Source organism: Photobacterium sanctipauli (assembly GCF_003026495.1).
In the GTDB taxonomy this organism is placed as follows: domain Bacteria; phylum Pseudomonadota; class Gammaproteobacteria; order Enterobacterales; family Vibrionaceae; genus Photobacterium; species Photobacterium sanctipauli.
Window position 1 is genome coordinate 367,844 of the sequence record NZ_PYMA01000003.1, and the last position, 26,994, is coordinate 394,837.

The 26,994-nt window shown below is 50.2% G+C and carries 12 protein-coding genes; 9 read left to right on the plus strand and 3 right to left on the minus strand.

What is annotated here, in order from left to right; all coding sequences use genetic code 11:
* Positions 1-5: 5 nt before the first annotated feature.
* On the minus strand, positions 6-11,294 hold the full coding sequence (locus C9I98_RS07895; protein ID WP_107271824.1) for a T1SS-143 repeat domain-containing protein: 11,289 nt from the start codon (positions 11,292-11,294) through the stop codon (positions 6-8).
* A 190-nt stretch (positions 11,295-11,484) separates the two neighbouring features.
* On the opposite strand from C9I98_RS07895, the gene C9I98_RS07900 reads away from it, so the two are divergent.
* From C9I98_RS07900 to C9I98_RS07930, 7 genes are all read left to right on the plus strand, one after another.
* Positions 11,485-12,852, plus strand: a complete 1,368-nt coding sequence (locus tag C9I98_RS07900) for an HlyD family type I secretion periplasmic adaptor subunit (RefSeq protein ID WP_036832669.1) — start codon at positions 11,485-11,487, stop codon at positions 12,850-12,852.
* Positions 12,853-12,925: 73 nt separating this feature from the next.
* Positions 12,926-14,236 carry a TolC family outer membrane protein gene (locus C9I98_RS07905; RefSeq protein ID WP_081879163.1) on the plus strand — a complete coding sequence of 437 codons (1,311 nt, stop codon included), beginning with the start codon at positions 12,926-12,928 and terminating at the stop codon, positions 14,234-14,236.
* A 10-nt stretch (positions 14,237-14,246) separates the two neighbouring features.
* A complete protein-coding gene (locus tag C9I98_RS07910; protein ID WP_051902752.1) occupies positions 14,247-14,855 on the plus strand; it encodes an OmpA family protein in 609 nt (202 codons plus the stop codon).
* A 28-nt stretch (positions 14,856-14,883) separates the two neighbouring features.
* A complete protein-coding gene (locus C9I98_RS07915) occupies positions 14,884-15,543 on the plus strand; it encodes a transglutaminase-like cysteine peptidase (protein ID WP_245907112.1) in 660 nt (219 codons plus the stop codon).
* Between the two features lie 13 nt (positions 15,544-15,556).
* Complete coding sequence (locus tag C9I98_RS07920) at positions 15,557-17,533, plus strand: bifunctional diguanylate cyclase/phosphodiesterase (protein WP_107271825.1); 1,977 nt, start codon at positions 15,557-15,559, stop codon at positions 17,531-17,533.
* The gene (locus tag C9I98_RS07925) at positions 17,526-19,715 is read left to right on the plus strand and encodes a type I secretion system permease/ATPase (protein WP_107271826.1); all 2,190 of its coding nucleotides are present in this window, start codon (positions 17,526-17,528) and stop codon (positions 19,713-19,715) included. The genes C9I98_RS07920 and C9I98_RS07925 overlap by 8 nt, the downstream gene beginning before the upstream one ends.
* Positions 19,716-20,167: 452 nt before the next feature.
* Positions 20,168-20,887, plus strand: a complete 720-nt coding sequence (locus tag C9I98_RS07930; RefSeq protein WP_036823709.1) for a PEP-CTERM sorting domain-containing protein — start codon at positions 20,168-20,170, stop codon at positions 20,885-20,887.
* A gap of 82 nt (positions 20,888-20,969) precedes the next feature.
* Here C9I98_RS07930 and gltS read toward each other — a convergent pair whose 3' ends face one another.
* Together gltS and C9I98_RS07940 are read right to left on the minus strand one after the other, a co-directional pair.
* The gene (gene gltS / locus C9I98_RS07935) at positions 20,970-22,166 is read right to left on the minus strand and encodes a sodium/glutamate symporter (protein WP_420848096.1); all 1,197 of its coding nucleotides are present in this window, start codon (positions 22,164-22,166) and stop codon (positions 20,970-20,972) included.
* Between the two features lie 168 nt (positions 22,167-22,334).
* Positions 22,335-22,904, minus strand: coding sequence for a dioxygenase family protein (locus C9I98_RS07940; RefSeq protein ID WP_036823708.1), 570 nt, complete (start codon positions 22,902-22,904; stop codon positions 22,335-22,337).
* A gap of 308 nt (positions 22,905-23,212) precedes the next feature.
* On the opposite strand from C9I98_RS07940, the gene cspE reads away from it, so the two are divergent.
* Together cspE and C9I98_RS07950 are read left to right on the plus strand one after the other, a co-directional pair.
* On the plus strand, positions 23,213-23,425 hold the full coding sequence (gene cspE / locus C9I98_RS07945) for a transcription antiterminator/RNA stability regulator CspE (protein ID WP_036823707.1): 213 nt from the start codon (positions 23,213-23,215) through the stop codon (positions 23,423-23,425).
* 290 nt (positions 23,426-23,715) lie between these two features.
* Positions 23,716-26,892, plus strand: coding sequence for an HD domain-containing phosphohydrolase (locus tag C9I98_RS07950; RefSeq protein WP_036823706.1), 3,177 nt, complete (start codon positions 23,716-23,718; stop codon positions 26,890-26,892).
* The last annotated feature ends 102 nt before the right edge of the window (positions 26,893-26,994 follow it).

Genomic DNA, 26,994 nt, shown 5'->3' on the forward strand with positions numbered 1-26,994 from the left:
GGGTATCAATCAACAATAAACACCCCGTTATTGAATAATTCAGTGATGATTTCACTTGATGTTGAGCCAACGCCCAGACCGAGTGATGCAACATCAATGTTTTCGACAACGATGTGTTGCTGCAGCGTCTCGCTTGCCGATACGGCTAGGTTCACAGCCTCGTCGGCATCAATTTCAGCGGTAATATTGTTGATCAAACGATCAAGATCCTCTTCGCCGCTATCAGGTAAGATCTCGGCGATATCCAATTGATCGAGGTTGATTTCAAAGTCCTTCACCGTGTCGGTGTACGTGGTGGAGCCATCGCCAAGATCATCTAGCTGCCAGGTAAACACATCGCTTGCGCCGTCACCGACGGCGTTGCGCTCACCGCCCCAAAGCTCATCGTTACCTTCGCCTCCAAACAGCTCATCCTCCCCGTTGCCACCAACCAAGATATCGTCAGCCAGCCCGCCAAACAGGGTTTCATCAGCGTCGCTGCCCACAACAAGGTTTTCCGCATCCGAGTCGCCAACGCCAATTTGGTTGCCTGTCTTTGCCAGGTTATCAATCCGTACGCCAATCACTATTTCCGTTGATTCCGCTTCGCTACCATCGATTTCCTGGGCGATCGCGACAAGCGTGAGGCTATTCTCCCCTTCGGCCAAATCAGCGACAAACAAGTCATCTAACTGGGCGACGGGCACGTGCCAGCTGCCATCACCATTGTCTGTGCCAACCTCGCCACCATTGCCATCAACCAACCGTCCATCACCTAGGTTCCTGACTTCTACAAATAGGGTTTCATCGGCATCGACAGGCGTAACAACTAGCCCAATAAGAGGCACCAAGGTGCCTAAAGCCGCACGGGTATTAGAAAGCTGAGGAACCGACAAGGTGAACAACGGCGGCTCGGGCTTAGGCGTCACGGTAATATTAATGGCAATATCATCTTGCAAAGGTCCGCCCGTACCGACATTGCCATTGTCATTCACACTGACGCTCATGACATCGTCGCCTTTAAAATCAGGATCGCCCAGATAGGTAACGCCAGCATCAAATAGGGTATTTATGGCCTCGATACTGCCTTCAATCTGCAGGCTGTTCGTTCCGTTCCCCGTAATGCTCAAGCTACCGTCATCGACCACAGTGAGCTGCCCGTTTGTCACCGATAGCGACACGCTCATCACGCCTGTCGTCCCCGCTTCATTAAAATCAACGTCGGTTACCGTAATACCAGTGATCACCAAGGGTGTATCTTCCTCGACGGTTTGATCGTCAATATCGGGCAGTTCAGGGGCGTCGTTAACCGCTTCGATATCAAGCGTGATGGTTTGGAATACCGCGATATCATCGCCAGCCACGTCCGTTTGATCGACCGCCCGGATATCTAATGCCAATTCTCCATCCCAATTGTTGTTATTCGCATTGCCGGGAATAAACACCAGCCGATCCAAGTCAGGAGCTGCCACCGTCACTAGCCAACTGCCATCATTGTTATTTATGACAGTACCCGTCACCCCATCTGGCAATGCAATTTGGCTAGAATCAGGCACGTTACTGACGATAATTTGCAGGGTTTCAGGTGGGTTTTCATCAACGTTGGTGCCAGTGCCGGTATAGCTGTCGCTATCATCAAACGCTTCTATATTGAGGATTAAATCAATCGCGGCGTCTTCCGCTCCCTCGGCGGTTGGTGTGATATCAGTATCCACCCTGTCGGCTATCGGGTTCACCACAACGGTAAAGTTACTAGTAAATTCGGCAGGTAAGTCTAGGCTTTGCTCTTTAGAGAACACCACAATACCCAATTCAACCGAGCCACTAAAATCTTTAGGCGGGATCAGCCCCAGATTTGCCAAATCAAAGGAAGTGCTACCCGGCGCAATAGCAACGCTCCATTCCCCACCGCCATTGTTGGCTGCCCCGTCAATGATGAATCCTTCCGGTACATCGACAATTTTTAGCGACAGGATAGACTCCGAACCATCAATATCGACCACCGACCCACCGATCCCCGCAAAGCTAATGGCACCGGCGTCCTCATCGCCCACAACCGGTGTCTCCACGCCTGTAAATTCCACTTCGTCGTTTACCGCGATGATTTCGAACACCACATCTTGGGCAAAGCTATTGGCACTGTCTATTTCAACATTCTCACCAGCAGACTCGTCAAACACCGCAGTATCGATAATGTTCAGCGCCACATTGACCGCCACATCACCACTGAAGTCTTCAACCGGAATATATTGGATATTGTCTAGCTGGGTTAAATCAGTCACGGTGAGCGTTGTGACCTGCTGGCCTGTTTCATCAATCAAGAAACCGCCTGCGCCACTGACATCGATCACCACAGATTCAATGGTTTCGAGCCCTTCCTCCAACGTCGTACTAATATCGGCGACTGCCGCCGTCACATTCAGGATAATAACACCGTCTTCCAACGCGATACCGGGATAGATAACCTCTGGCTCTCCATCCTCGATTGGCTGCCTATCGGCATCCAGTCCTTGGGTTTCCACTACCGTTATGCCAATATCCGGCACCCGCTCGTTGTCTCCTGTCCGCTCCGGTATATCAAGTACCGGTGAAATTCGTACCGGAATGTCATCGTTCACTTCTTGGGTATCACCACTGGCGGTATCGGTATTGACGTACTTCACTGGCAAAATAAAGTCGCCAGCAAAATCCAAAGGCAGGTTCAGGGTAATACCCGATAAATTCAGCGAGCCATCGGCTTGGACCGGCACTTTAATCACATACTCGTCAGTGACAAAGTTAAAGTCCATACCTGAAATACTGGCGCCATTCGGCAAGTCAGCAGCACTGATCACCAAAGAAAATTCATCATCAAGCTGGTTATCATCATCAGTATTAATACTGACAATTTGATTGAGGAAATCCGCCAAATCTACAGCCGTATCTTCTTCACCCGTCACGATAATGGTGTCGTCAGTGATGATTTCCCCGGCTAATTGATCGTTGAGGGCACCCGCTAAAAAGTTAATGGTGATTTCATCGCTAACAATCACCAACGTACTCACATCCCCATCGTCACTTTGGTCTTGCACTTCGGCATCTAATTGAACCGTCACTTCGCCTTCAAATCCTACCGGGGCCAGGATCTGAATATCATCAAAGCTCCCGCTTGGGATCGTCCAACTGCCATCGCCATTGTTGATCCCGCCGATCACCACAAACCCCGTTTCCGGCTCGCCGGGGAAGGTAATCACGATCGATTGAATATTTTCGATACTGCTTGGGTCAAGATCGGTAAAGACAATTTGCCCATCAGAGCCGTCACCGCCAGATAGGTCAACCGAGCCATCTGCCGACTCGAGACTATCGACAAACTCACCGTCCACTTGTACTCCCAACTCACCATCGGGCTCAACCACCGCACGAATGATGACATTGAGCGTGCCGTTAATGTCTTGGGTATCGGTGGCATCGGAATCAACATCTTCTTCTGTGACCGTCACCACGGTGGTTAGGGCCGTATCACCGGTAAGGTTAAGATCCGAGTCTTCCGGTGCTAATAGCTGCAATTGGGCATTGGCCAGTAACAACGCCAACTCGGCTTGCGATAATGTCACTGAGCCATTTTCATCAATCGTAAGCACAGTGATTGTGCCACCGTCGTTGATCTGCAATTGATAATCGGCCCCGACATTTTGGATCACCAAGCCGGTGATTTGCTCTTTGTCATCGGCTAGGTTTGGTCGCCAGTTCAAGTTGATGAATTCATCTTCCAAGCCATTGCTCTGCAAGGTATAATCGCCTGCATCCACCACAGGTTCGATATGAATAATAAGCTGAGCATCAAAGCTTGCCTGATCACCATCGTTTTCCGTCACCACAATGCTGGCATCGAGCACAATATCGGTAGTGCTGTTCTCAGCAGGACGAATAGTGATCGCAACGGGTTGGTCTGGATCGCCAATCGCTTCGCCATCCAGTTTAACTTCGTAGCGAGGTAAACCGGTATCCGGGTCAAAGCCAACAAACACCAAGGTTTGTTCGTTGCCGGCAGCATCAAATATCTGGGCGCCTTCCGGTATATTCGAGATAACAAAGGTCAGGGTTTCTGAATCATCCAAAGGCGCATTGGCAAATTCTCCCGATACCAGCGTGAAATCCAACGTTGCATCGGTATCTTCATCAATGGTGATTTCAAGCCCGGGTTGGCCATCAGGCAATGGTGTCCAATCGGTGCCATCGACAATAAAATCAGGTTCATCAACCACACCGGTTAACTCAACTTCAATCGTCTGGGCTGGGGTAACCAACACGTCTTCCACGATTGTCGTCGTGCCATCCTCAAGAGTGATGGTGACCTCGTCTTTAACGACACCTTCAACCGTGATATCAAAATCAATATTGCTTTCTGGTACGGGGATAAGCTGCACGAGAGGCAAATCGTCAAACAAGATTTCGTATACGCCATTTTCATCAGGTGTCAGCACAGTGCCGTCTTGCTCAAGCACTGCGCCTTCTGGTAAATCAGAAATCCTAACGAATAAGGTTTCAACCCCGAAATCGTCATCGTTATCATCCAACTTAATCAAGTCAATCAAAGGCGCAAGGGCGATTGGCTCGTCCTCCAGCGACTCTACCCGACTAACTTTAAGCTGAGCGTCGTCAGCAACAGGGAGCACATTAACCAATAGTTCAATGGTTGTTTCTGCGGTTTCAAATTCGGGAACAAAGTTACCGCGCTCACGACTCTGCGCCGTTAGGTTTAACCGAATATCACCACTAAAGTTTGGGGCAGGATCGAGCTCGACAGACGCTATCGAATCGACAGGCACTTCAAAAATACCGGAGCCCGGCGCGGTTTCCGTGATGCCATCACCAATGATTTGGCCCTCACCTTGCGTAATGGTGATAAAGTAAGTCAGGACTTCCGAACCATCCAGATCCTCTAACATGGCTTGAAAAGATCCTGCCAAGCTGATGTTGTCGCTGTCTTCCAAACCATCGCCATAATAAGTCACGGTGGTTTCGGCAAAGCTTGGTGCATCGGCAATCCCCAGCACGTCAATCGACAAAGTACCGGTTTGCAATGGGTGATTAGCACCATCATTGGTCACCACCTGCGCCGTTACGGTAAAATCAAGCAAGTCATCGGGTTCATCCAGGGTCGAATAGTCGATATCTGAGACAAAGGTTACCCCCTGTAGCTGATATACCCCGTCATCGTCAGGATCGGTAAAAGCGGTTGCCGGGATCAATACCTGGTTGCCGTCTGGCACCAATAGCTCACCGTTTAGATAAAAGGCTCCATGTGGCTCGGCAGGAAGTTGAATGAAGACCTCGCCGATTTGTTCGCCCCGATCTTCATCCCCGACATCAATCGTCATGGTGATTGGAATACCCAGTGCCGGATCGTTTAACGATTCATCAGGGTTGCGTGCCTGATCTTCCTCACCTTCAACCTGATCAACAATAAGCTCCGGCGCTTCATCCGTAATGGTGATGGTCAACGTGCTGGTGCTAATGTCGTTATCACCGTCTGTGACTTCAAAATCCACAGTGGTGAAAATGTTTGGTTCAGTGCTAGGCACAATATTTGAGACAAAGAAGACCTGCCCTTCGGGCGAGATAAACAATTCCCCTAGCGCTAAGCCATCTTGTTCAACGGGAAAAATGAAAAATCCCTCAGGGTTGGGATCACCCGTTAGCTCCAATCTTTCCTCGTTAATAATCACCGCCGTCACCACGGCATCATCTGCCCCTTCCTCTGGCACAGTCAGCACATCAAGGGTCTCGGTTGTGCCGCCTTCCTCAACCGGGGAAAACTCGGCATCGGATGTTTGCGGAATATCATCAACCACAGTCACAACCAGACTTTCTGGGTTACTGACATCACCATCAAAATCTTGTGCACTGACAATAAACTCGAGTTGTAGCTCATCGTCGTTATCGGGTTGCTGATGATCCAGCGCGCCCAACAGTTCAAAGGCGTAGCTATGCCCAAGCGAAGAGCCCTGATTGGGCATGAACGTCAGCACAAAAACCGCCACGCCGTTAACCTGCCCCTCGTAGCGGTTATTAGCGGTGTTCACCAACACAACTTGCTCACCACCTGCGGTGAGGGTACCGGTATTGGCTTGGTTAAAGGCGTCAACATCCACCAAAAAAGTTTCAATATTGTCAGAGCCAACATCGATACCGACATCGTCACTGTCGGTTTCGCCGTCACCGTCAGGATTTGAGCCGGGATGAAAATCCCCCCCCTCGTCTATATCGCTTTCCAGTACGGTTAACGCCGGAATAGCATCAATTTCAGGGTCGACTCCGTCAGTGATTGTGGATGTGATCAATACAGGCGTAGTCAGGCTATCACCATCGGTATCCTGTAGTTGAATTGGCCAGTCGATCTCGATGGTATCGTCTTGCTGGCGAACCAAGCCGGTAGCCTCGCTACCGTTATGATCCAATGGCAGAAACTGAGTAACAGCGATAGTGAGATCAACTTGTTCGCCATCAGGGTTTTGCACCGCTGATAACGCGGCGGTCAGCACCGTTTCACCATTTGCAGTCAGCGTTAATGTATTGGTATCCGCAGACCAAATGGCAACAACAGCGATCCCGCTAGCTGTCACTTCAGTTTGCAGTTCGTTGATTAGGGTATCGACCTGGTCTGGATCTAAGGCTATCGTGGCAGGATCAAGCCGATCGACACCAGACGCTATAGTCAATGAGGCGGAATCTGAGACGGGGTAACCCAAAGCAGGATCATCGGGCGTGAGATCACCTTCGGTAAAACCAAGATCGGCCGTATTGCCACCTTCGGGATCAACACCATCTAAAATAGTGACATTGATAATACCCTGTTCGCTGACATCGCCATCTCGGTCTTCAGCACGGATAGCCAAGGTAAGGTTATTGTTATCGGGTGGGTCAAATTGGTCTAGCGGCCGCAACTGAGTGACAGTGTAACTTCCGTCAAGTCCAATTTCGATATTCAATACTACACTATCTGGATCACTCGCTAATGTGACGCTTACCTGATTGCCGTTAATTTGCGTTACGGTGGCAAATCCATTACTTGTTAGCCCTGTTAAGCTTGGTTGGTCGGCTTCGAAAACCAGGCTAACAATATCATCACTGCCGGTAATGACCTCAATACTCCCATTACCCGATGCAATACCATCAGCACCTTCATCCAATTCCACCCCACTGTCGCCACCAAAGGCTGGATCGTCCCCATCTTCGACGGCGACAGTAATCACGCCGGTATTGGTATCACCATCATCGTCGCTGATCACAATATCCAGCGGCAGGGAAATCACATCACCGTCGAGATGATCCAAATTATTGCTGAGTAGTACTTGGTAGCTGCCATCGGGTTGGATCACCACAGACAAGACCGGCACTTGCTGGTTGTCCTGCTCAATAAATGCATTGAGCGTGTTGCCATCCACCACTTCAAAACTGACTGGCTGGCCGTCACTGAATAGCCCCGCCAAACTGGGTTGCTCATCAGCAAAGTGGATAAATGCAACATCATCACTGCCGATATCAACTTCAATATTGCCATCGGTCGGCGTGTTCAGATCAGCCGTTTCATTGACCTGCACACCGCTATCGTCACCCAACGCCGGGATAGCGCCATCATCGATAATGGCCGTTCCCGTGATAGGGAAAACCAAACTATCGCCATCCGCATCTTCAAGTTGAATAGGCAAGGCAATTGAAATCGTATCGCCATCGACAAACACGAAACCTTCGCTATTGCCATCAAGCGCATGATCCAACGGGGCAAACTGAGTAACTGTTAGGGTCACCTCGGCATCATTGCTATCGACAACTTGTTGGGCACTCACCGCCACACTGAGTACTAGCAATCCCTCAGGGCTGCCATCATCTAACCGGCCTTCGAGCAAACCGGTAGCGACATCATAGCTAAAGGTGAGTGGCTCACCGCCTGAGGCAAGCTCCAACTCAAGTTCGGCCAAAATCTCAGCCAAGGCCGATGGTTCTATTTGAACACTCTCGGGTACCAAACGATCTGATCCCGCAGGCACGGTGATCGTCAGGTTACTGGTGGCAGGGTATTCATTAGGCACAAGATCAGGCTCAGTGAAGCTCACATTGATCTCACCGCCCCCCTCCGGGTCATCGCCATCGGTGACATCAATACTAATCTGGCCATTGGTTTGGTCATTATCGTTATCGGTGATCACCACATTGAGCGGCAACGTCGCGGTATCGTCGTCAAAATGGTCAATCGTGCCTGTAAGGGTCGCGGTAAACTCCCCGGCATTGATGCCACTACTGGTCATTGTGACGACCAAGATGGTGTTGCCCAACTCATCTTGCAATGACACTTGCGTTCCAAGCGGATCGCCCTCCACCACCCACGTCAATGCACTGCCATCGCTGGTGAAAAGGACTTCGGGCTGATTTTCGGTAAACACTAAGTCGCGGATATCATCGCTGCCTTTGTCGATATCTATCGAGCTACTGACTGGCTGGCTGTTATCGTCCGTCTCATTAACACTCAACCCTGCCCCTTGCTCCAAGGCCGGGAACTCACCATCGGTAATCGTGGTAGTCACAATGGCTGGCGTGGCCAAATCATCGCCATCAGTATCTGTTGCCATGATTGGCAACGAAAGGGCAATCTCAGTACCCGTCGTGTTGATATACGGCGAACTCTGGCTCGCCTCTAGGTGATCGAGGGGAACAAACTGAGTAACCATGACCTCACCCTCTACCCCACGCCCATCACCTGCTTGCGCTGCAGATAAGGCCAAGGTTATCGCAAGGGTGCCATCCGGTAACCGTCCCTCCAGCAAGCCTGTGCTTTCATCAAAGCTGAAGGTTATCGCTTCACCAGCCGAAGTTAGCAATGTCTGGAAATCAGTAATCACTGCATCTAGCTGAGCCGGGTCGATGGTAAAGCTATCAGCCACTAACCGATCTGAACCTGCAGCCAAGGAAATGGATGCTGTTGCGCCAGCTGGGTAGTCATTGGGCTCTAAATCCGGCTCGGTAAATCCCGCTTGGGCAGTCTCGCCGCCAGCAGGATCGCTACCGTCTTCCAAGGTAACCGTAATTTGGCTTTGGTCGCTGTCACCATCATCGTCCGTTACCCGTACCTCAATCGGTAACACTATTTGATTACTATCGACAGGCTGGTCAAAGGCATCGCTCAACACCACTTGATAGCTTCCGTCTGTATCGATGGTCACGGTAAGGACTTCCTGTCCCCCGCTATCAATAATACTCAGCTGGTTCTGGTTTACCTGATAGCTAACTGACTCACCATTGCTGCTGAAGCTATCAATCACATCGGCCAGTGCCGCGTTATCGATGATCACCAAGCTATTAATATCATCACTGCCAACATCTAGCTCGATTTCACTATCGGCAACAACGGGAGCGGCGCCTTGGTCAGGGTCAATCACTGTTGCCCCTGCATCGAGACCAAAAGCAGGGAACTCACCGTCAATGATGGTTAAGGTCAGTATTGCTGGCTCATCAAGGAAATCACCATCAGTATCATTAGCTTGGATAGGGATGGTAATGACTATTTGCTCGCCATCCACGGTTACCCGACCGCTGTTATTACCAGATTGCAGGTGATCGAGCGGTAGCAACTGCGCGAGTGTTGATGTCAGGGTTAAACCAAGTCCATCGGCGCTTTGCACTGCTGTAATGGTTAGCTGTAAGGCAATATCCCCATTGGGTAAAGCACCGCTCAACACACCGGTTGCAGGATCATAGCTAAAGACCAACGGCTGGTTACCCGAACTCACCTCATTATTGAGCTCGGCAATTAACGCATCGATTTCCAGCTCGTCAATGCGAACACTATCCGGATCAAGCCTATCGACACCCGGCTGAAGGTCAAACTCGTCACTGCCATTCACGGGGTATTCATTGGGAATAAAATCGGGCTCGGTGAAAGTAATCGCCCCTTCTTCGCCACCGGGGGGGCTGTTGCCATCAATGGTAATAAGCACCGCAATGCCTGGGGCAATATCACCATCAAAGTCCGTCGCGGTTACCCCTATCGTCAGTACCAACTGCGCGCGGGTGAGTTGATCCAGCGGCAGCATCAAATTGGCAACATAACTGCCATCGGTTTCTATGGTTAATGACAGCACTGTCTCGCCACGGGAGTCCACCAGCAGCAATTGATTACCCGCCACCAACACTTGGGTTTCAAAGCCATTACTGGTGATCCCTTCAAGATCAGGCTGGGTAGGATCAATGATGATCGTGCTAATCTCATCACTGCCCAAATCCAGTGGAATCGCCCCGTCGACATCAACACCCAGCGAGTCCGCTTCATCGATAATGGTGCCCGTATCGATGCCAAATTGAGGGTCGATGCCATCAAGCATGCTACTGCTTACCAGGGCTGGCACCGTGAGCACATTGCCAGCCAGATCCGCCCCCTGAATCGCTAACAGCACGGATAAGTTATCATTGCTGTTAGTCACCAGCCCCGAGGTATCCCCATTCGGTAGGTGGTCGACCGGACGTGCCAACGTGGTGGTTACCGTAACGGAGACATCCCTCCCCTGCTCGCTGGATTCAACCAAGAAGCTAACCACCACCTCACCGCTGTTGGTTTGCCCTGCAGCCACCTCGCCAATGATACTGTTGCTTGCAGGGTCAAACCTGAAATCCACCGCTTGTCCGCTTGATGTGATCTCACTGCTAAGCTCAGCAAGCAATGCAGAAAGCGTTAGCGGGTCGAAGCTAAACGATGACGCATCAAGCGGCAGTGAGCCGGCTGCAACCAGTATGGTTGTCGACGACGTTGAAGGATAAGTATTGGGGTCAAGATCCCCCTCGGTGAGTTGCATTGCCCCGCTTTCACCGCCAATAGCAGCAAAAATAGGCGCAATATCCTCAATAATCTCGCTCGCATCGGGGGTAAATGCAGTGTCGAAACCCGCTTCGGTCAGGGTGCTGTCCTCATCATAAGTCACCACCACAAACCCACTATTGGCACTGTCACCACTGGCAACCCCCGCATTACCCGCGGCAGGCGCTGCCAAAATGTCGATAGGGTTACCGCCCGCTAAAATAAGTGCTTGCAGCTCTGCTAATTCGCCTGCACTTAAAGCGCCGTCTTGTGGGTTTACCGGGAAGTTGCCGAATTGGCCACTTGCCCCTTCCTCAACATCGCTTTTAGTGGCGGAAGAAATCAAGACACACTTTGGACACGGCCAATCAACCAGTACGGGTTCACCGTTTTTCATCACCACATAACGGGCACTGGCATCTTTGACCTGAATATGGGTCGCGGTTTGAGGGAAAGACACAGAACGCTGAGAAGGATCGGCCATAGCACTTACTACACTCTAGGGTTGAATGAAGTGTAGTCTCAAAATCAAGCCAACTGGTCTCAGCTTTTAGAATTCCCAATCTAGCAACAATGCTCCCACGCTTGTTTGCCTAAGATCTAATTCCGTATTCCTGCAGTGTTACCACCCCATGGACTGATGTTGGCTAGCCTGCCTTTGTATAAGAGTAGCGATGAAGGCGAAAAGCTCAGTAAATCAGAAGCATATCGACTATATGGATGACAGCAGCTCGGCCTTGCTTTTACAAGCACCTAAAGGCGCGAGTGTTCTGCTGGGGGTCGTCGTTGCATTTATTGCCCTTGCCTTTATTTGGGCCGCCAATGCCGAGCTGGAGCAAGTCACCCGTGGTCAAGGGAGGGTTATCCCTTCCCAGCAGCTACAAGTGGTGCAAAACCTAGAGGGCGGCATCGTTAAAGAGATTCTGATCGCCGAGGGTGAAAAAGTTAGCCCGCAACAACCACTGATATTGATCGATGACACCCGCTTTCGCTCTGATTTTGATGAGAAGGCCATCGATTTAGCGGGCCTCCAGGCCGATGCGCTTCGCCTGGGGGCATTGCTTGAAAGTGTTCAAACCAACAAGCAAGCCGTGACCATCAGCACTGATAAACTCACCTATACCGATGCCTTTGCCACGCAACATACCGATCTCGTCAAGCGCCAACGCAGCGAATACCAAGATACCCTCGCCAACCTATCAAACCAACTGTCGGTCATCAGCCAACAAATACAGCAAAAAAACCGCGAGCTCGACGAAGCCAAGGCAAGGCTGGCCAACCAAAAACGCAGCCTGTCACTGGCCAGCCAAGAGTACCGCATTACTAAGCCACTCGCAGACGAAGGGGTGGTGCCCAAGGTAGAGCTTTTGAAGTTGCAGCGGCAAGTCAACGACAGCCGCCGCGAAGTCACATCGACTGAAATGAACATGCCAGTACTTAAAGCGGAGCTAAGTGAAGCCAAGCTCAAACGGCTCGACATCGCGCTTAAGTTCCGGGCCGATACCCAAGCAGAGCTCAACCAAACCGCCGATAAGCTCGATACCCTAAGCCAAGCGAGCATCGGCCTTGAAGATAAAGTCACCCGCACAACCGTGGTTTCCCCGGTTAACGGGCGCGTCCATAAACTCCATATCAATACTGTCGGTGGCGTGATCCAACCCGGCATGGATCTGATCGAAATTGTCCCCACGGAGAGCAGCTTATTGGTTGAGGCGAAAATCGCGCCCAAAGACATTGCATTTCTGCGCCCCGGCCTCAAGGCTCGGGTTAAATTCACCGCCTATGACTTTACGGTATACGGCGGTTTAGAGGGCATTTTGGAGCATATCAGTGCCGATACCCTCACCAATGAGCAAGGGGACAGTTTTTATCAAATTCGGATAAGAACCGATGAACCCCACATGCTCGATAAAGATGGCAGCCAGTTACCCATTATTCCCGGCATGACGGCCGCAGCCGACATCATCACTGGGCATCGGACTGTGCTTCAGTATTTACTTAACCCCGTGCTTAAAGCGCGGCACACCGCACTGAGGGAGTAGTTTTATGAGCTGTAAACGACTACCTTGCTATGCAGAACATGTCCCCGCAATGGACAAGATTGGCAAAAAGGCCATGCTGAGCGTATTCACCAGCTTCGGGCTGTGGGCTTTAGGCTTTGGGCTTTGGCCAACCAGCGTTATCGCGCAATCATTGGAGCAAGCGGTCGCCGACACGCTTGCCTCAAACCCGGAAATCAAGCGGGCATATAACGAGTTCATGAGCCGGAACCAAGGCACACGGGCAGCCGTCGGTGACTACCTGCCCTCCGTCGACCTCAGTGCTGGCGCAGGGTATGAAGACTACGACAATAGCACCAACGATACCGGTGACTACGACCCCCTCGATGCGAAAATCAGCCTGCGCCAATTGATTTGGGATGGCTCCATCACCTATCACGATATCCAGCGCAATAAAGCGGAATCCGAAGCCCAGCGCTACCAGCTGCTCGCGGATGCCCAAGACAAAGCCCTCAGGGTGGCGGAGATCTACCTTGATACGCTAGAAGCCCAAGAGGTATTGAGCCTGTCGCAAAACAACTATCAGGTGCACCAACGAATTTTCACCGATATCAAAAAGCGCACCGATGCCGGAATAGGCTCAACGGCTGATCTCGCCCAAATCGAAGGCCGCCTAGCTCGGTCGCGATCGAACTTAATTGCAGCCGAAAGCAACCTCCAGGACAAAGTCACCGCCTTCTACCGTGAAGTCGGCAGTATGCCCGCAAACCTGGTGAAGCCCGAGGTAGACCAAAACTATATCCCCGACTCGTTGGATGGCGCCATTGCCCAAGCCAAAGAAAACAACCCGGTATTGCTCGTGGCGAGCAACGATATCGATGCAGCCCAATACCAATACAAGCAAGCAAAGGGGAACTTCTACCCTACCTTCACGATTGAAGCGTCCCAAGAGTGGGGAGAAGATTTAGAGGGCACGCCCGGCCACACCGATGAGTTCAAGGCTGGGATCAGAATGAATTACAACCTCTACAATGGTGGCTCTGATCTGGCGAAAAGCCGTGAGGCTGCCTACCAAATCAGCCAATCCAAAGACGTAAGGGATCGCGCCCATCGCTTATTGGAGGAAAGTACCCGCTTGGCGTGGAGCGGTATGGAGCTGGCTCTGAATCAAACCCAATACCTCCAAAGGCATGTCGATGCGTCGGCTCGTACCGTCATAGCCTATGAAAAACAGTTCAAGATCAGCAAGCGCACTTTGCTCGATGTCCTCAATACCGAAAACGAGCTTTTTGAAGCGAGGAAAGCCTATCTGGACGCCCACTATGCAGGCATTCTGGCTAAGTACCGAGTGCTCAATGCCACGGGACAGCTCCTTGAAGAAATGCGAATCGATGTCCCTACCCAATGGACATCATCGGTAAGATAGGAGGCTGGCAATGACAGGAAATACGATCCAGAAACGACTCACTGCATTGGCACTCGCCCTTATGCTTGTCGGGTGTACGACTGACGCAGAAAGCCCACCTGTGGCTGAACAATCTAGGGACTTATTCGATGACGATAGCGACGGGGTGATCAATGCCCGCGACAAGTGTCCCGGCACACCGCTTTCGGCAATCGTGGATAACGATGGCTGTCCAACCTATGTCGAGCGCAGCGAGTCGAATGATTTGCATATCCTATTTGCCAACGATTCCACGGTGATTCCCGACACCTTCTTAGCGCAAATCGAGAAAATGGCTCGCTTTCTTGCCCAATACCCAGAGGCCCGCATTGAGCTAAAAGGTTATGCCAGCCCGGTTGGGGCGGTCGATTACAATATCGGCCTGTCGCAACGGCGTGCCGATGTCGTCCGTCAGCAATTAATCAGCTATGGGGTCAGCAATGCTCGGATCAAAACCCTCGGTTTTGGCGATACCGAGCCCGTTGCAGCCAGTACGCCGGAGCAAACCAATACGCTTAGCCGGCGGGTCACCGCTAGGGTCAGGGGGGAGCGCGGCAACGTGCTCGAAGAGTGGACCATTTTCTCGCTCCGTACCGACTAGCCATGGCGCAATGATGAGGAGGCTTCCAATGATGCTTTGCCTGCTTGCCTTGCTGATACCAACAGGATCAGCCAACGCCCTTACCCCGTCAGAGCAACAAAGTATCAAGCTGATCCGTGATGCTTATGGGGAACGCGCAGGGCTTAGGGTCGAAGCTTGGCGCCAACTATTAAAAGATATCCGCCAAGATGATGAAATGCGCTTACTTGAGCAGGTAAACGACTTTTTCAACCAACTCCGCTTCCTTGATGACATCGAAATATGGGGTAAAGAAGATTACTGGGCGACACCACTCGAATTTCTTGGTGTTGGCGCCGGTGATTGCGAAGAGTTCAGTATCGCCAAGTACTTCTCCCTGCGGGAACTGGGGATGGATGACGAAAAGTTAAGATTGGTTTACGTCAAGGCCCTTGAGCTCAACCAATTCCACATGGTGCTGGCCTATTACCCGACCCCGTCAGCGGTCCCCCTGCTGCTCGATAACTTAACGCCAGATATCGTTGTCGTGAGCCAACGCCCCGATCTCCAACCAATTTTCAGCTTCAACGGTAGCAAGCTTTGGTTAATTAAATTACAGGGGAAGGGTGAACTGGCGGGCGATGCCAGCCAAATTAAACAATGGAATGACCTACGCAGCCGCTTCAGCGGCCAGCAGTTGGCTCAGCCAATCATCAGGCTAAACGAGTAGAGGAGAAACAATTATGACTCTCTACCGCCGCTTGTTCATCGGAATGCTGTTACTGTTTATCCTGCTATTGGCGGGGATTTTTTCTAATCAGCTTTCCACCACCCAAAGCTTCCTGATGGAACAGCAATCGGTAGAGATGCGCAATGCGATGAATGCCGTTGGCCTAGCCCTTTCTCCCTATCTGGAAGAGACCGATCCTGTGGTGATTGAGTCGGTGCTCAATGCCATTTTTGACGGTAGCTTCTATCAGAGCGTGACCCTAGAGGTATTCGAGCCCAAACAGGTACTTGAGCGAACATACCCCGTTGCACCTAGCCACGTGCCAAATTGGTTTCAGCAATGGTTCACAATCCCTAGCACCACGGAGTCCAACACCATCACCAGCGGATGGCTTCAGCTTGCCAAAATAACCGTCACCAGCCATTCGTCCATCGCTTACGGTAAGCTTTGGCAAAGTGCCCAACAGCTATTATGGACTGTTGGTCTCTGTTTTTTGATCGGCATGGTGGCGCTCAAGTTCCTGCTCGACCGCATAGTCAAACAACCACTCGGCATTATGCAGGCAAAAGCCAAGGCCATTGCTAGCAATAACTTCGGTGAAGCATTGGCCGAGCCCAGTACCCGAGAACTAAAAGATTTGGTGGTCGCCTTCAACCACATGTCCCATCAACTTAAGCGCCATTTCAGCCAACAAGCAGCCGAAGCGGACATTCTCCGTAAGCGAGCTTATCAAGATCCCGAATCCGGTTTAGGTAACCGGCGCTTATCGCTGCTCCAACTGGAAGAATGGTTAGCAGAAGAAGCGGCGTCTGAGCAAGCAGGGGTGATGATCATTGCCATTCCGGCTTTGAGCCAGCTGCGCCAAGCCAACCAGTATGCCGAAGCCAAACAGCTCGCCAAGGCGGTAGGCGATAGACTGACACTACTGGTAACGCCAAGCCTGCACATAGGCCGGCTTAGCCATAGCGAATTTATTCTGATCAACCATGACTCGCTTGCCAATGACATCCCCCTTGGGCAACTGGCGCACACACTCCGTGCTGACATGATCAACCTTGCCCAGGCAACCTTTTCTCACCAAGAAGCACTACAGGCAGATAACGAGGTGATTATCGGTGTAATTTCAAAACAAGGCACTGACATTGACGGCCACACCTCGTTAACCCATTTTCTGGCCCAATGTGACAACATCCAAACCGTCGCCAGGCAGCATGTTGATAAAATCGCCGTCGTTGACCGACCACCAGCGAAACAGGCCACGCCTTTTTGGGGTAAGCAGCAATGGCTTGAACTGGTAAGGTTTGCGGTGGCGGAAGAGCAAATTAACTTTAGCTACCAAAAAGCCATTAACGGCGCTGGCAAAGAGTTGCACCGAGAGCTTTTTACCTCGGTTCAATACCAGAACCGCACTTACAACGCCGGGCAATTTTTCCCACCATTGGCTGCGCTAAACAGTACCAGCGAAATCGATCGCTATATCATAGAGAAAGCCATTGAAGCCCTGCGCAACCGGCATCACTTTGTCGCACTCAACCTTGCCTCCACCACGGTGATTGACGGCGGCTTCACGCACTGGCTTGATAACCTTCTGGCAGCTCAACCCACGTTAAGCCAACAGCTGCTATTTGAGCTGCCCGAAACCGTATTCATTCACCACCCAGAGCAAACCCGGCTACTGTGCGACATTATCACCCAGCACCAATATTCATTTGGCGTCGATAACTGTGGTGCCCATTTTAATTCCAGCTACCTGCAAAATTTCCGCCCCCGTTATATCAAGTTGGACTTCACCTACACCCGCCAACTTGACGAAGAGGTCAAAACCGATGCCCTTCAGGCCATTACCCGTGCAGCAGCCAACCTTGGCATCACTTCAATCGCCACCCGGGTAGAAACCAAACAGCAGGTTGAAACCCTTGCTAAATTCGGGGTTGAAGGCTTCCAAGGCTATGTCGTGGCTCAATATACCAAGGGGGATGACGATGAATGATCCCCTACTCGCCGCTCTAACATTGGTCTGTCGCCATTACGGTCAGCATTGCTCAGCCAAAAGCTTGACTGCCGGGTTACCCTTACCTGACGGCATACTCACTCCGCATTTATTTCCCCGGGCCGCCAGCAACGCGGGGTTATCGGCCATTCAGGAAAACATCCCACTGTCGCAACTCTCGCCCCTGTTGCTCCCCGCTGTGGTGCTGATGGAAAACCGCCAAGCCTGTGTCGTCCTGGATATCAACCCCCAAAGCCAACAAGCCCATGTCGCCCTCAATGTCAGCGGTGAAAGCAGGCATGAAAACCATTATGAAAACAAGCATGAAAACAATCATAAATTCATCAAACAATGGCTGCCCATCAATGAGCTTGAAAAGCAGTTTCTCAATACCCTCTTTCTGCTGAAAAAGCCCTACCAATTCGATGAGCGTAGCCCTATCAGCAGCGAGTCGGCCGACAAAGCTGGCTCACATTGGTTCTGGGATACCATTTGGCAATCGAAGGCTATCTACCGTGATGTCTTCATCGCCTCTATTTTGCTCAATTTGTTTGCCGTCGCCCTGCCACTGTTCACCCGCTTGGTGTATGACAAAATTGTGCCCAACCAAGCCTTCGATTCGCTTTGGGTGTTAGTAAGCGGGATGGCGGTCATTCTCTGCTTCGACTTATTACTTAAAGTACTGCGGAACTACTTCATTGACATTGCGGGCAAGAAATCAGACATCCTGATGTCATCGGCCATATATAGCAAAGCCATAAGCTTAAAGAGTGCGGCACGTCCACCCTCGGTAGGGGCTTTCGCCCGTCACCTGCAAGAGTTCGAGGCCATTCGCGAACTGTTTACCTCCTCAACTATCGCCGCCGCCATCGACTTACCTTTCGCCCTGTTTTTCATATTGGTGATTTGGTTGATTGCAGGCCCGTTGGTGATCATTCCCATTGCTGCCGTGCTGATCTTGATTGTTTACAGCCTAATCGTGCAAAAGCCACTGCAAACCAGCATCGAAGAAGGCTCGAAGCTCGCCTCGCAAAAGCAAGCCAATCTTGTTGAAAGCTTGTTTGGGTTTGAAACCGTCAAGCTATTCAATGCCAGCAGCCAATTCCAATACAAGTGGGAACAAGCGGTCGCCCATATGGCCAACTGGGGTATCAAGTCCCGCCGCCTAACCGATTCGGTTGGCAGCGTTGCCAGCACGACGCAACAAGGTGTGTCTATCGCGGTTATCGTATTCGGGGTCTACCTGATTGCGGCCGGCGAGCTCTCCGTCGGCGGCTTGATTGCCACCTCTATGCTGACTAGCCGTGCCATTGCTCCCATGGTGCAACTGTCGCAGCTCTCAACCCGTTACCAGCAGGCCAAGTCTGCCATGGGGATCATCAACCAGCTCATGGCAAGCCCAAGCGAGCTAAACCCGCAACAGGGCTATCTATCAAGCGTGAGTCTTAGCGGTGCTATTTGCTGTGACCACTTGAGCTTTAGCTACCCTTCGTCCTCAGCCCCTTTGCAAGGCGCAAAGGATACAAGTTCAAGCACCAAGGCGCTCGATGGAATCAGCCTGACTATTCAGCCGGGGGAGAAGGTCGCCATTATTGGCAAGATAGGCTCGGGCAAATCCACCCTGCTTAGGCTTATCATGGGGCTTTATCCGCCGACTGACGGCGCCATCCGGCTGAATAATACCGACATCCACCAATTCAACCCCGTTGATATTCGCCATCAGATAGGCTGCGTACCGCAAGACATCGTGCTGTTCTTCGGCTCTATCCGCGACAATATTATCCTGGGCCAGCCACAGGCAAGTGAGCAGGCTATCCAACGAGCATGCGAACAATCTGGCGTCAGCCATTTTATCCAGCACGAACCATCGGGACTTAACCGCCAAATTGGCGAAAACGGAAACCAGTTGTCAGGCGGGCAAAAACAAGCCATCGCCATTGCCCGGGCCTTGGTTTCGCAACCCAACATTTTACTGCTGGATGAGCCCACCAGCAGCATGGACAACCGCGCCGAACAACATTTCAAGCGCTACCTGACTTCGCTTGATAAGCACCACACCCTGCTTTTGTTCAGCCACAAGTCCAGCATGCTAGAAGTCGTCGATAGAATTATCGTATTGGATAGGGGCAAGGTCGTGGCCGATGGGGACAGGGAACATGTACTTAACCAGCTAAAGAGATAGCCGCAACCAGCATGCTCTCAATGTAAATTAATCCGACATGCTTCAAGTCTTAATGAACTCACAGACACCATTGATTGCAAGTTAAGACAAAAGTTGCACGATGAGTCTTAAAACAAAAACGCCAATATCTGATGAAACAGGCAGTTTTAGGTAAATTTAACCAATTAGCCGACACATTGCTTCGTATTCGGTTTACTTTGTCAGCATTTTTCTCAACGTGATAGCCTAATAATGCACACAAAATATCTGCCAGTAAAATACCTTTCCAATATTTACCATATAAAACAAAAGCTTACCAAATAAACCCAAAGACTTAACACTCATAAGGTATACAGTTTTTATTAATATCGACAATGGTGGACATAAGTCATTGATAAAATAGTGATAAATTCTTGGCACATAATTTGATAATTCTTCATACACCTCTTAGTTATGATGGAAGCGGAGTTATCATGAAACTATTACCCACACTTGCAGCAACAGCACTACTGACCACCAGCTTTTACTCCAATGCGCTGGTCATCGACTTTACCGACTCAACAAAATGGGGAACGCCTGCCTCCCCTCAAACACAGAGCTATACCTCAGCTTCTGGTATGACTTTCAATGTACAGGTGCAAGCATTCCGAAATAATGGCAATCCAACCAATTACACCTTCAATGCAGGCGAAGCCCACAGCAGCTGTATGGCTGTAACGGGTCTTGCATGTAATGGTGATGGCCTGGGTGTAAGAAACGACGAGATTTCTGGGGGTTCTAACAACTTACAGAAAATAGAAGTTCGCTTCTTTGATGAAACAAACAACCCGCTTAGTCTTGATTTTCTCAACGTCCAGTTTCTCGATCTGTTCGCCAACGAAGGCCAAAACAACAGCCAAGCCGAAGTGGCAACTATTTTGTTTGATACCCCTCCAACTACCAGTGTGACTGGTACTGCAACGGATCGCCTTGGCTTTGCTTCTTATGATGCATCGGGCACGAGCTCATCAACACTTACAGCCCTGGTACTTGATATAGCAGACACTGGCTTTATGGACTTTTCACTGGCGGCAATTACGATTGACGAAGGCTCGGATGCTTTCAAAGTAGCGGAACCCGCTTCACTGGCGCTGTTCGGTTTAGGGTTACTGGGCTTTGGCTATTCCTCTCGCCAGCGAAAACCTAATGCATGAAAGCCTCACCACAATGAGATAGCTAGGTAACCAACACCTCGGTTACCTAGCTTCTAATAGAAAATGGCTTTAAACGCATCCTTTAAAAATTCGCCAAGAAATAAGGGATGATCAGCGCATTGGCAATATCGATAAAGAAAGCACATACCAGCGGTACGATGATGAAGGCCAAATGAGAATTACCGTAGCGCTGAGACACTGCCGACATATTTGCCATTGCGGTGGGTGTTGAGCCTAACGAGATGCCACCAAACCCCGCACAGATCACAGCCGCACCATAGCCTTTCCCCATAACCGGAAAGACAATAAAGATATTAATTAGCACCGCGACCACAAACTGGGCCGCCAGGATTGCAAAAATTGGCGCAGCCAAATCAATAAGTGTCCAAAGCTGCATGCTCATAAGCGACATGGCCAGGAAGGTACCCAAAGAAATATCGGCGATAAGTGCAATGGCTGGTGTCCGTGACGGCCACACCGCCCCGGATACACGAGGATAAGAGTCAGGGATCACATTGGTGATCACTATCCCGGCAAATAAGCAGGTCACGAACAAGGGCAACTGCAAGCCAAACTCAGCAATCGCTTCATTTAATAAAAAACCAACAATGACACAAATATGAATCGCGTAAATGGCATCGAGAAAATCATAAGCCGTGATTGGCTTTCCACCGCCATTATCATCACTGACACCAACGTCCAACTGCTCCTTGGTGGAAGGCGTTAGCTGGTGACGAGTGATCAAAAACTTGGCGATGGGTCCTCCCATCAAACTGGCCAAGATCAAACCAAAGGTCGCACTGGCGATACCAATTTCCATCGCATTGGAGATACCAAACTCTTCAGCAACTCGCGGCGCCCAGGCAATGGCGGTACCATGACCACCGATGAGCGAGATACTGCCGCCCAACAGGCCGACGGCGGGATCTAGGCCGAACATACCCGCTACACCAATTCCAGTGAGGTTTTGGATAATCATATAGCCGATGGTGATCACCAATAGAATCACCAATGGCATCCCACCGCGAAGCAAGTCTTTAAAACTGGCGTTGATCCCAATCGTGGTAAAGAAGTACACCAGCAAGACATCACGGGCCATTAAATCAAATTCAATTTCGATGTCGGTAGTGGCATAGACGAGGGCAATGAGTAACGAAAACAGGATCCCGCCGGTGACTGGCTTGGGAATGCTGAACTCTTTCAATATGGGTATCAGGCTGTTTAGCCTTCGTCCGACAAACAGGACAAGAATCCCCACCGTTACAGCAAAAAAAGCCATTTAGTTGGAGTACACCGTTAACCCAATCCATTTCCATAAGCCGCTACCCACTGAAGTAAGTCATCAATACCAAAGGAATTTCCATGCATTGCTAACCATAGCAAAACATCCTTTGCTTGATGGGATTACTCAATCAGAAGTACGACTAAATTCACTGAGGTCATCGATTCAAACCACAAAATCATAAATTGCGGAGTATTGGCCCGACGCACTCTTTTGCGGTGACATTTGCAACAAGTCCCGGTTCTTGCCCCACCATTCGTTGCCGGTTTGGCCTTTCAGGTACAACTGGGTAGTGAGCAGTTCACTATGGCCCCGCCAAAGCTTGACATGAATATGCGGTGGTCGCCCGGTATAAGGGACAGGGTACAGGGTGCGGAACTGATAGCGGCCTTGCTCATCGGTGACCACTGCACCATTTCCGGCAAAATGGCTATCATGTTTTTCGGTGTTGGCCTGCCTCGGGTGATGGTAAATACCCGCCCCGTCGCACTGCCAGATCTCGATTTTCATGTTTGCTAACGGTTGGCCCTGCTGATCAAAAACACGCCCACTTAGCACCATCGGCGATCCATTTAACCCGTTTTCTTTTAGGATCAGATCCTCACGAAGTGGTATTACCTCAACAGGATAAAAAGGCCCTTCGGCATCTTTGGGGGTAAGCGGCTTGCGTCCTGACGCCCATGAAGGAAAAATAAATGCCAATGAAAACAGTTCGATAAATCGTCTTCTCTTCATAACTGCATCTCCTTTCAGCTTTGCAACATCGCTCTGTTTCCATGCCGTAAGTGTGGCAGTCAATCTCGATTTTGTCGCATTAAGGTACTTTTCAAATAATCGCCTTTACTTCTTAATATTTTCAGGTACTATTCATCTCGCTCTGAAATACAGAGTTATTAATGAAACATCAAGTAATAAGTAGAACCCTCAGTTACATTTGCGTTATCGTGTTTGTCCTCAGTGTTTCCCTTAGCTTTACGTGAAAGTTAATAATTCAGCTTACAGCGCAACACTATTTATTTAATTGAATTAAAAAGGGGCATAACATGTCTGCATCAAACACTGGTACTGTTAAGTGGTTTAACGAAGAGAAAGGTTTCGGTTTCATTTCTCAAGACAACGGCGGCGCTGACGTATTCGTTCACTTCCGTGCTATCGCTTCTGAAGGCTTCAAGACTCTTGCTGAAGGCCAGAAAGTGTCTTTCGAAGTTGAACAAGGCCAAAAAGGTCTTCAAGCAGCTAACGTTGTTAAGCTTTAATTCTTAGTTAAGAATTAAACGATGAAAGGTCGCCTAGGCGGCCTTTTTTGTTGCCCGTCACCCAGCCTCCCCCCGCCTTCACTATCCCGCATAGATAATACACCATACTGTTTAACGACTTATATGCTACTATTTGCTATTAAAGTCGATGAGCTTTCTTGGTGCTGACATTCATAAATCCAATACTCATAAAACTAATATTCATAAAACACGGCCAGCCCCAAACAAGCAACCATAAGAAAAGGCTTTAAAACAGGACGTTTGCTAACCTATTCATGGATTGAGTCGGTATGAAAAAATTCAAGATCTCCCTTCGCCTTACTGTTGGTGTAATGTTCGTTATCGCGACAATACTGACAGCGCTGGTGGCTATTTCCCTGCAATATCATTTCAGTAAAAAGATGGCAACAGAGCACGCGCTATCCACGCTGGCAATGTCATCTAGCGAGTTAAGTGACTATATCCACACCCTCAATGTCGATGCCAATCACACCATTCGTCTGCTGGCAGCAGTTAACCGTGCCATTGATGCCCCACTGACCGAAGTTGAAATACGCTCAATCCTGACCGAGGCAATTAAAGACAACCCGTTGTTTTACAGTATCTATGTGGCTTCGGAAGACGAAAACTTCTATCAGGTAATCAACTTGGATTCCTCCCCTGTCGTCAGGGATAGGATACGGGCAAAAGCCATCGACCGTTGGGTGGTCATCAAGATCACCGGTGATAAAGATAACCGCATCAGAGAAACCGCCTACTACAGCGAAACCTTCAACTTACGCACCAAGAAAACCACCGAAAGCAACTATTTCCCAACAGAAAGGCCGTGGTATACCTCGGCCAGTTTCGATTCGGTAACCAAAACCGCCCCTTACCTGTTCAAGCACTTAAAAATTACCGGCCAAACCTATTCCTACGCATTCATCAGCAACAAGCAAGTTAGCAGCAAGCGACATGTACTGGGTATGGATATCGCCCTGTCATCCGTTGCCTCGAAAATCGGCGCGACAGCGCTTGGACTGGAAGAAAATCCAGAAATAGAGTCTTACCTTCACTTGGAAACCGGTGAGATCATCGCGTCCAACCAGGCCGCGCAGCCTTCGCAAAGGATTCCGCTATCCCAACCACTACTATTATCGCCAGAGCAGAAACAAATCATTGCCAACACACCGTCGATTAAAATCTCTAACCAGAATGCTTGGGCGCCTATGGACTTTGCCATATCAGGGCAACCACAAGGCTATGCGGTTGAGGTCATCCAACTAATCGAGGCGATGACAGGGCTACATTTTGAATTCATCAATGGCTTTACCTGGCAGCAGCTCGTTAACCAGTACCATCTAAAGTCGTTAGATAGCCTGCATTCGCTGCAAAAGTGGGATAACTCGGGCATCGAAGGGCACTACACCAATCCGCTCTATACGCTGCCATTTGCCCTTATCACCAAAGATAACCGCCTAGACATCAGGCAGCTGGCTGAACTGGATAACCAAACTATCGCCATCTTGGCTGGATGGTCGATAACGCCACAGCTCATCAAAGACTACCCCAGCATCACCATAAAAGAAGTTGCCGATTTAAAAACAGGGTTCGAGGCCGTACAAAACGGTACTGTCGATGCCTTAATCGATACCCGGGCAGTATTGGCCTATGGCCTAAACCAATACTACTACCAGAACCTTAAGCTCCATGATGGGCTCTCCGACCTTGATAGCCGCTACCCTAACCAGTTTTACCTTGTGCTCCAACCTGAGCACGCCGCCCTGGTACCTATCATCAATGCCGCCTTGAACAACATCAGCTTGCAACAGCAACATGTCTTAAGCCAAAAATGGCTGGCTGAAAAAATAGAGAAAAGCGACACGGTTCTCCCCTACCAAGCCTTGGTCGACCTCTCACTCAACAAGGCTGAACACGGCAAGATTGTGACGCGCACAATCAACGGCAAAAAGCGCTTCATCTACATGACACCAATCAGCCGCGACTCGGGCAGCAACGAGTTGCTTTCCGTAATCATTCCCGAACAGGTGATTTACCATGACGTATCGGAGAAGGTTGCCACGGCGATCATTATCACCGTTGTACTCATGTCATTGACACTACCGATCGCTTGGTTTTTTGGCGCCCCTATCGTGAGGCCAATCCAGCAGTTAAGGCGAGAAACCAAGAAAATCAAAGCTCGGCAATACCATGATGTCGCACTAATCGATACTCCCATCAAGGAAGTCTGGGAGCTTTCCCGCGATGTCAAAGACATGGCGCAAGCCCTCGAAAAACACGAAGAAGCCCAAGAAGCATTTGTTGAATCTTTCATCAAGCTGATTGCTCAAGCGATCGATGACAAATCGCCCTATACCGCAGGGCACTGTAACCGTGTACCAGAGCTGGGCTTGATGCTGGCAGAAGCTGCCGAAAAAAGCGATACGCCCCCATTCAATCACTTCCAATTCAAAAACGATGACGAAAGGCGCGAATTCAGGATTGCGGCATGGCTACATGATTGTGGCAAGATCACCACGCCGGAGCACATCGTGGACAAGGGCACAAAGTTGGAAGCCAACTACAACCGCATCCATGAAATCCGTACCCGCTTTGAAGTCTTGTGGCGTGATGCAGAAATCGCTGCGCTGCGGCATATCATGGCCTCACCCGAAGAAAGCGAAATGGCAAAACAGGCCCTAAAAAGCAAGCAACAGCAACTTAAGGAGGACTTTGCCTTCATCGCCCAAGCCAATGTCGGTAGTGAGTTTATAAGCCCTGAAAAAGTCGACAACATCGAACGTATCGCCGCCCAAACTTGGATCCGCCACTTCGATGATCGGCTGGGTTTATCCCCCATTGAGGAGATCGCCATTACCGATACACCACAACAAGTGCCAGTTACTGAAACCCTGCTTTCGGATAAGCCACAACACATTATCCACCGCGATCGTGATGTAGAGTTTGACCCTAAGTTTGGTATCAAGATCGATGTACCGGAGCACCTGTATAACCTTGGCGAAATCTACAACCTATCGATCAGCCGCGGCACGCTCACCAAGGAAGACCGCTACAAAATCAACGAGCATATGATCAGCACCATCAAGATGCTTGAAAACCTGCCGTTCCCAGAAGAACTCAGCCGCGTCCCACGCTATGCGTCCACTCACCACGAGACCTTAAAAGGCACGGGCTACCCAAGAAAGCTAACGGGTGACGACTTGTCGATCCCTGAGCGCATTCTGGTGATCGCCGACATCTTCGAGGCGCTGACTGCCGCTGATAGGCCATATAAAAAAGCCAAGCCAGTGAGCGTGGCCGTCGATATCATGTACAAGATGGCGCTTGATCAGCACTTGGATATCGCCCTGTTCCGCCTGTTCTTGCAAAGTGGGATTCACCAGCAATACGCCAAGTTATACCTCAAGCCAGAGCAGTGCGATGAAGTCGATGTAGAAAAGTACCTCAATATCGAAGATGCGGCGTAGGCTTAGGTTGCTTCTAAGGCAATTGATACCGACATGGTTTCAATCCTGCACTATCACCTGTAAAGTACGGCCAACATTACCGTTTAGCAGTACATCTACCAA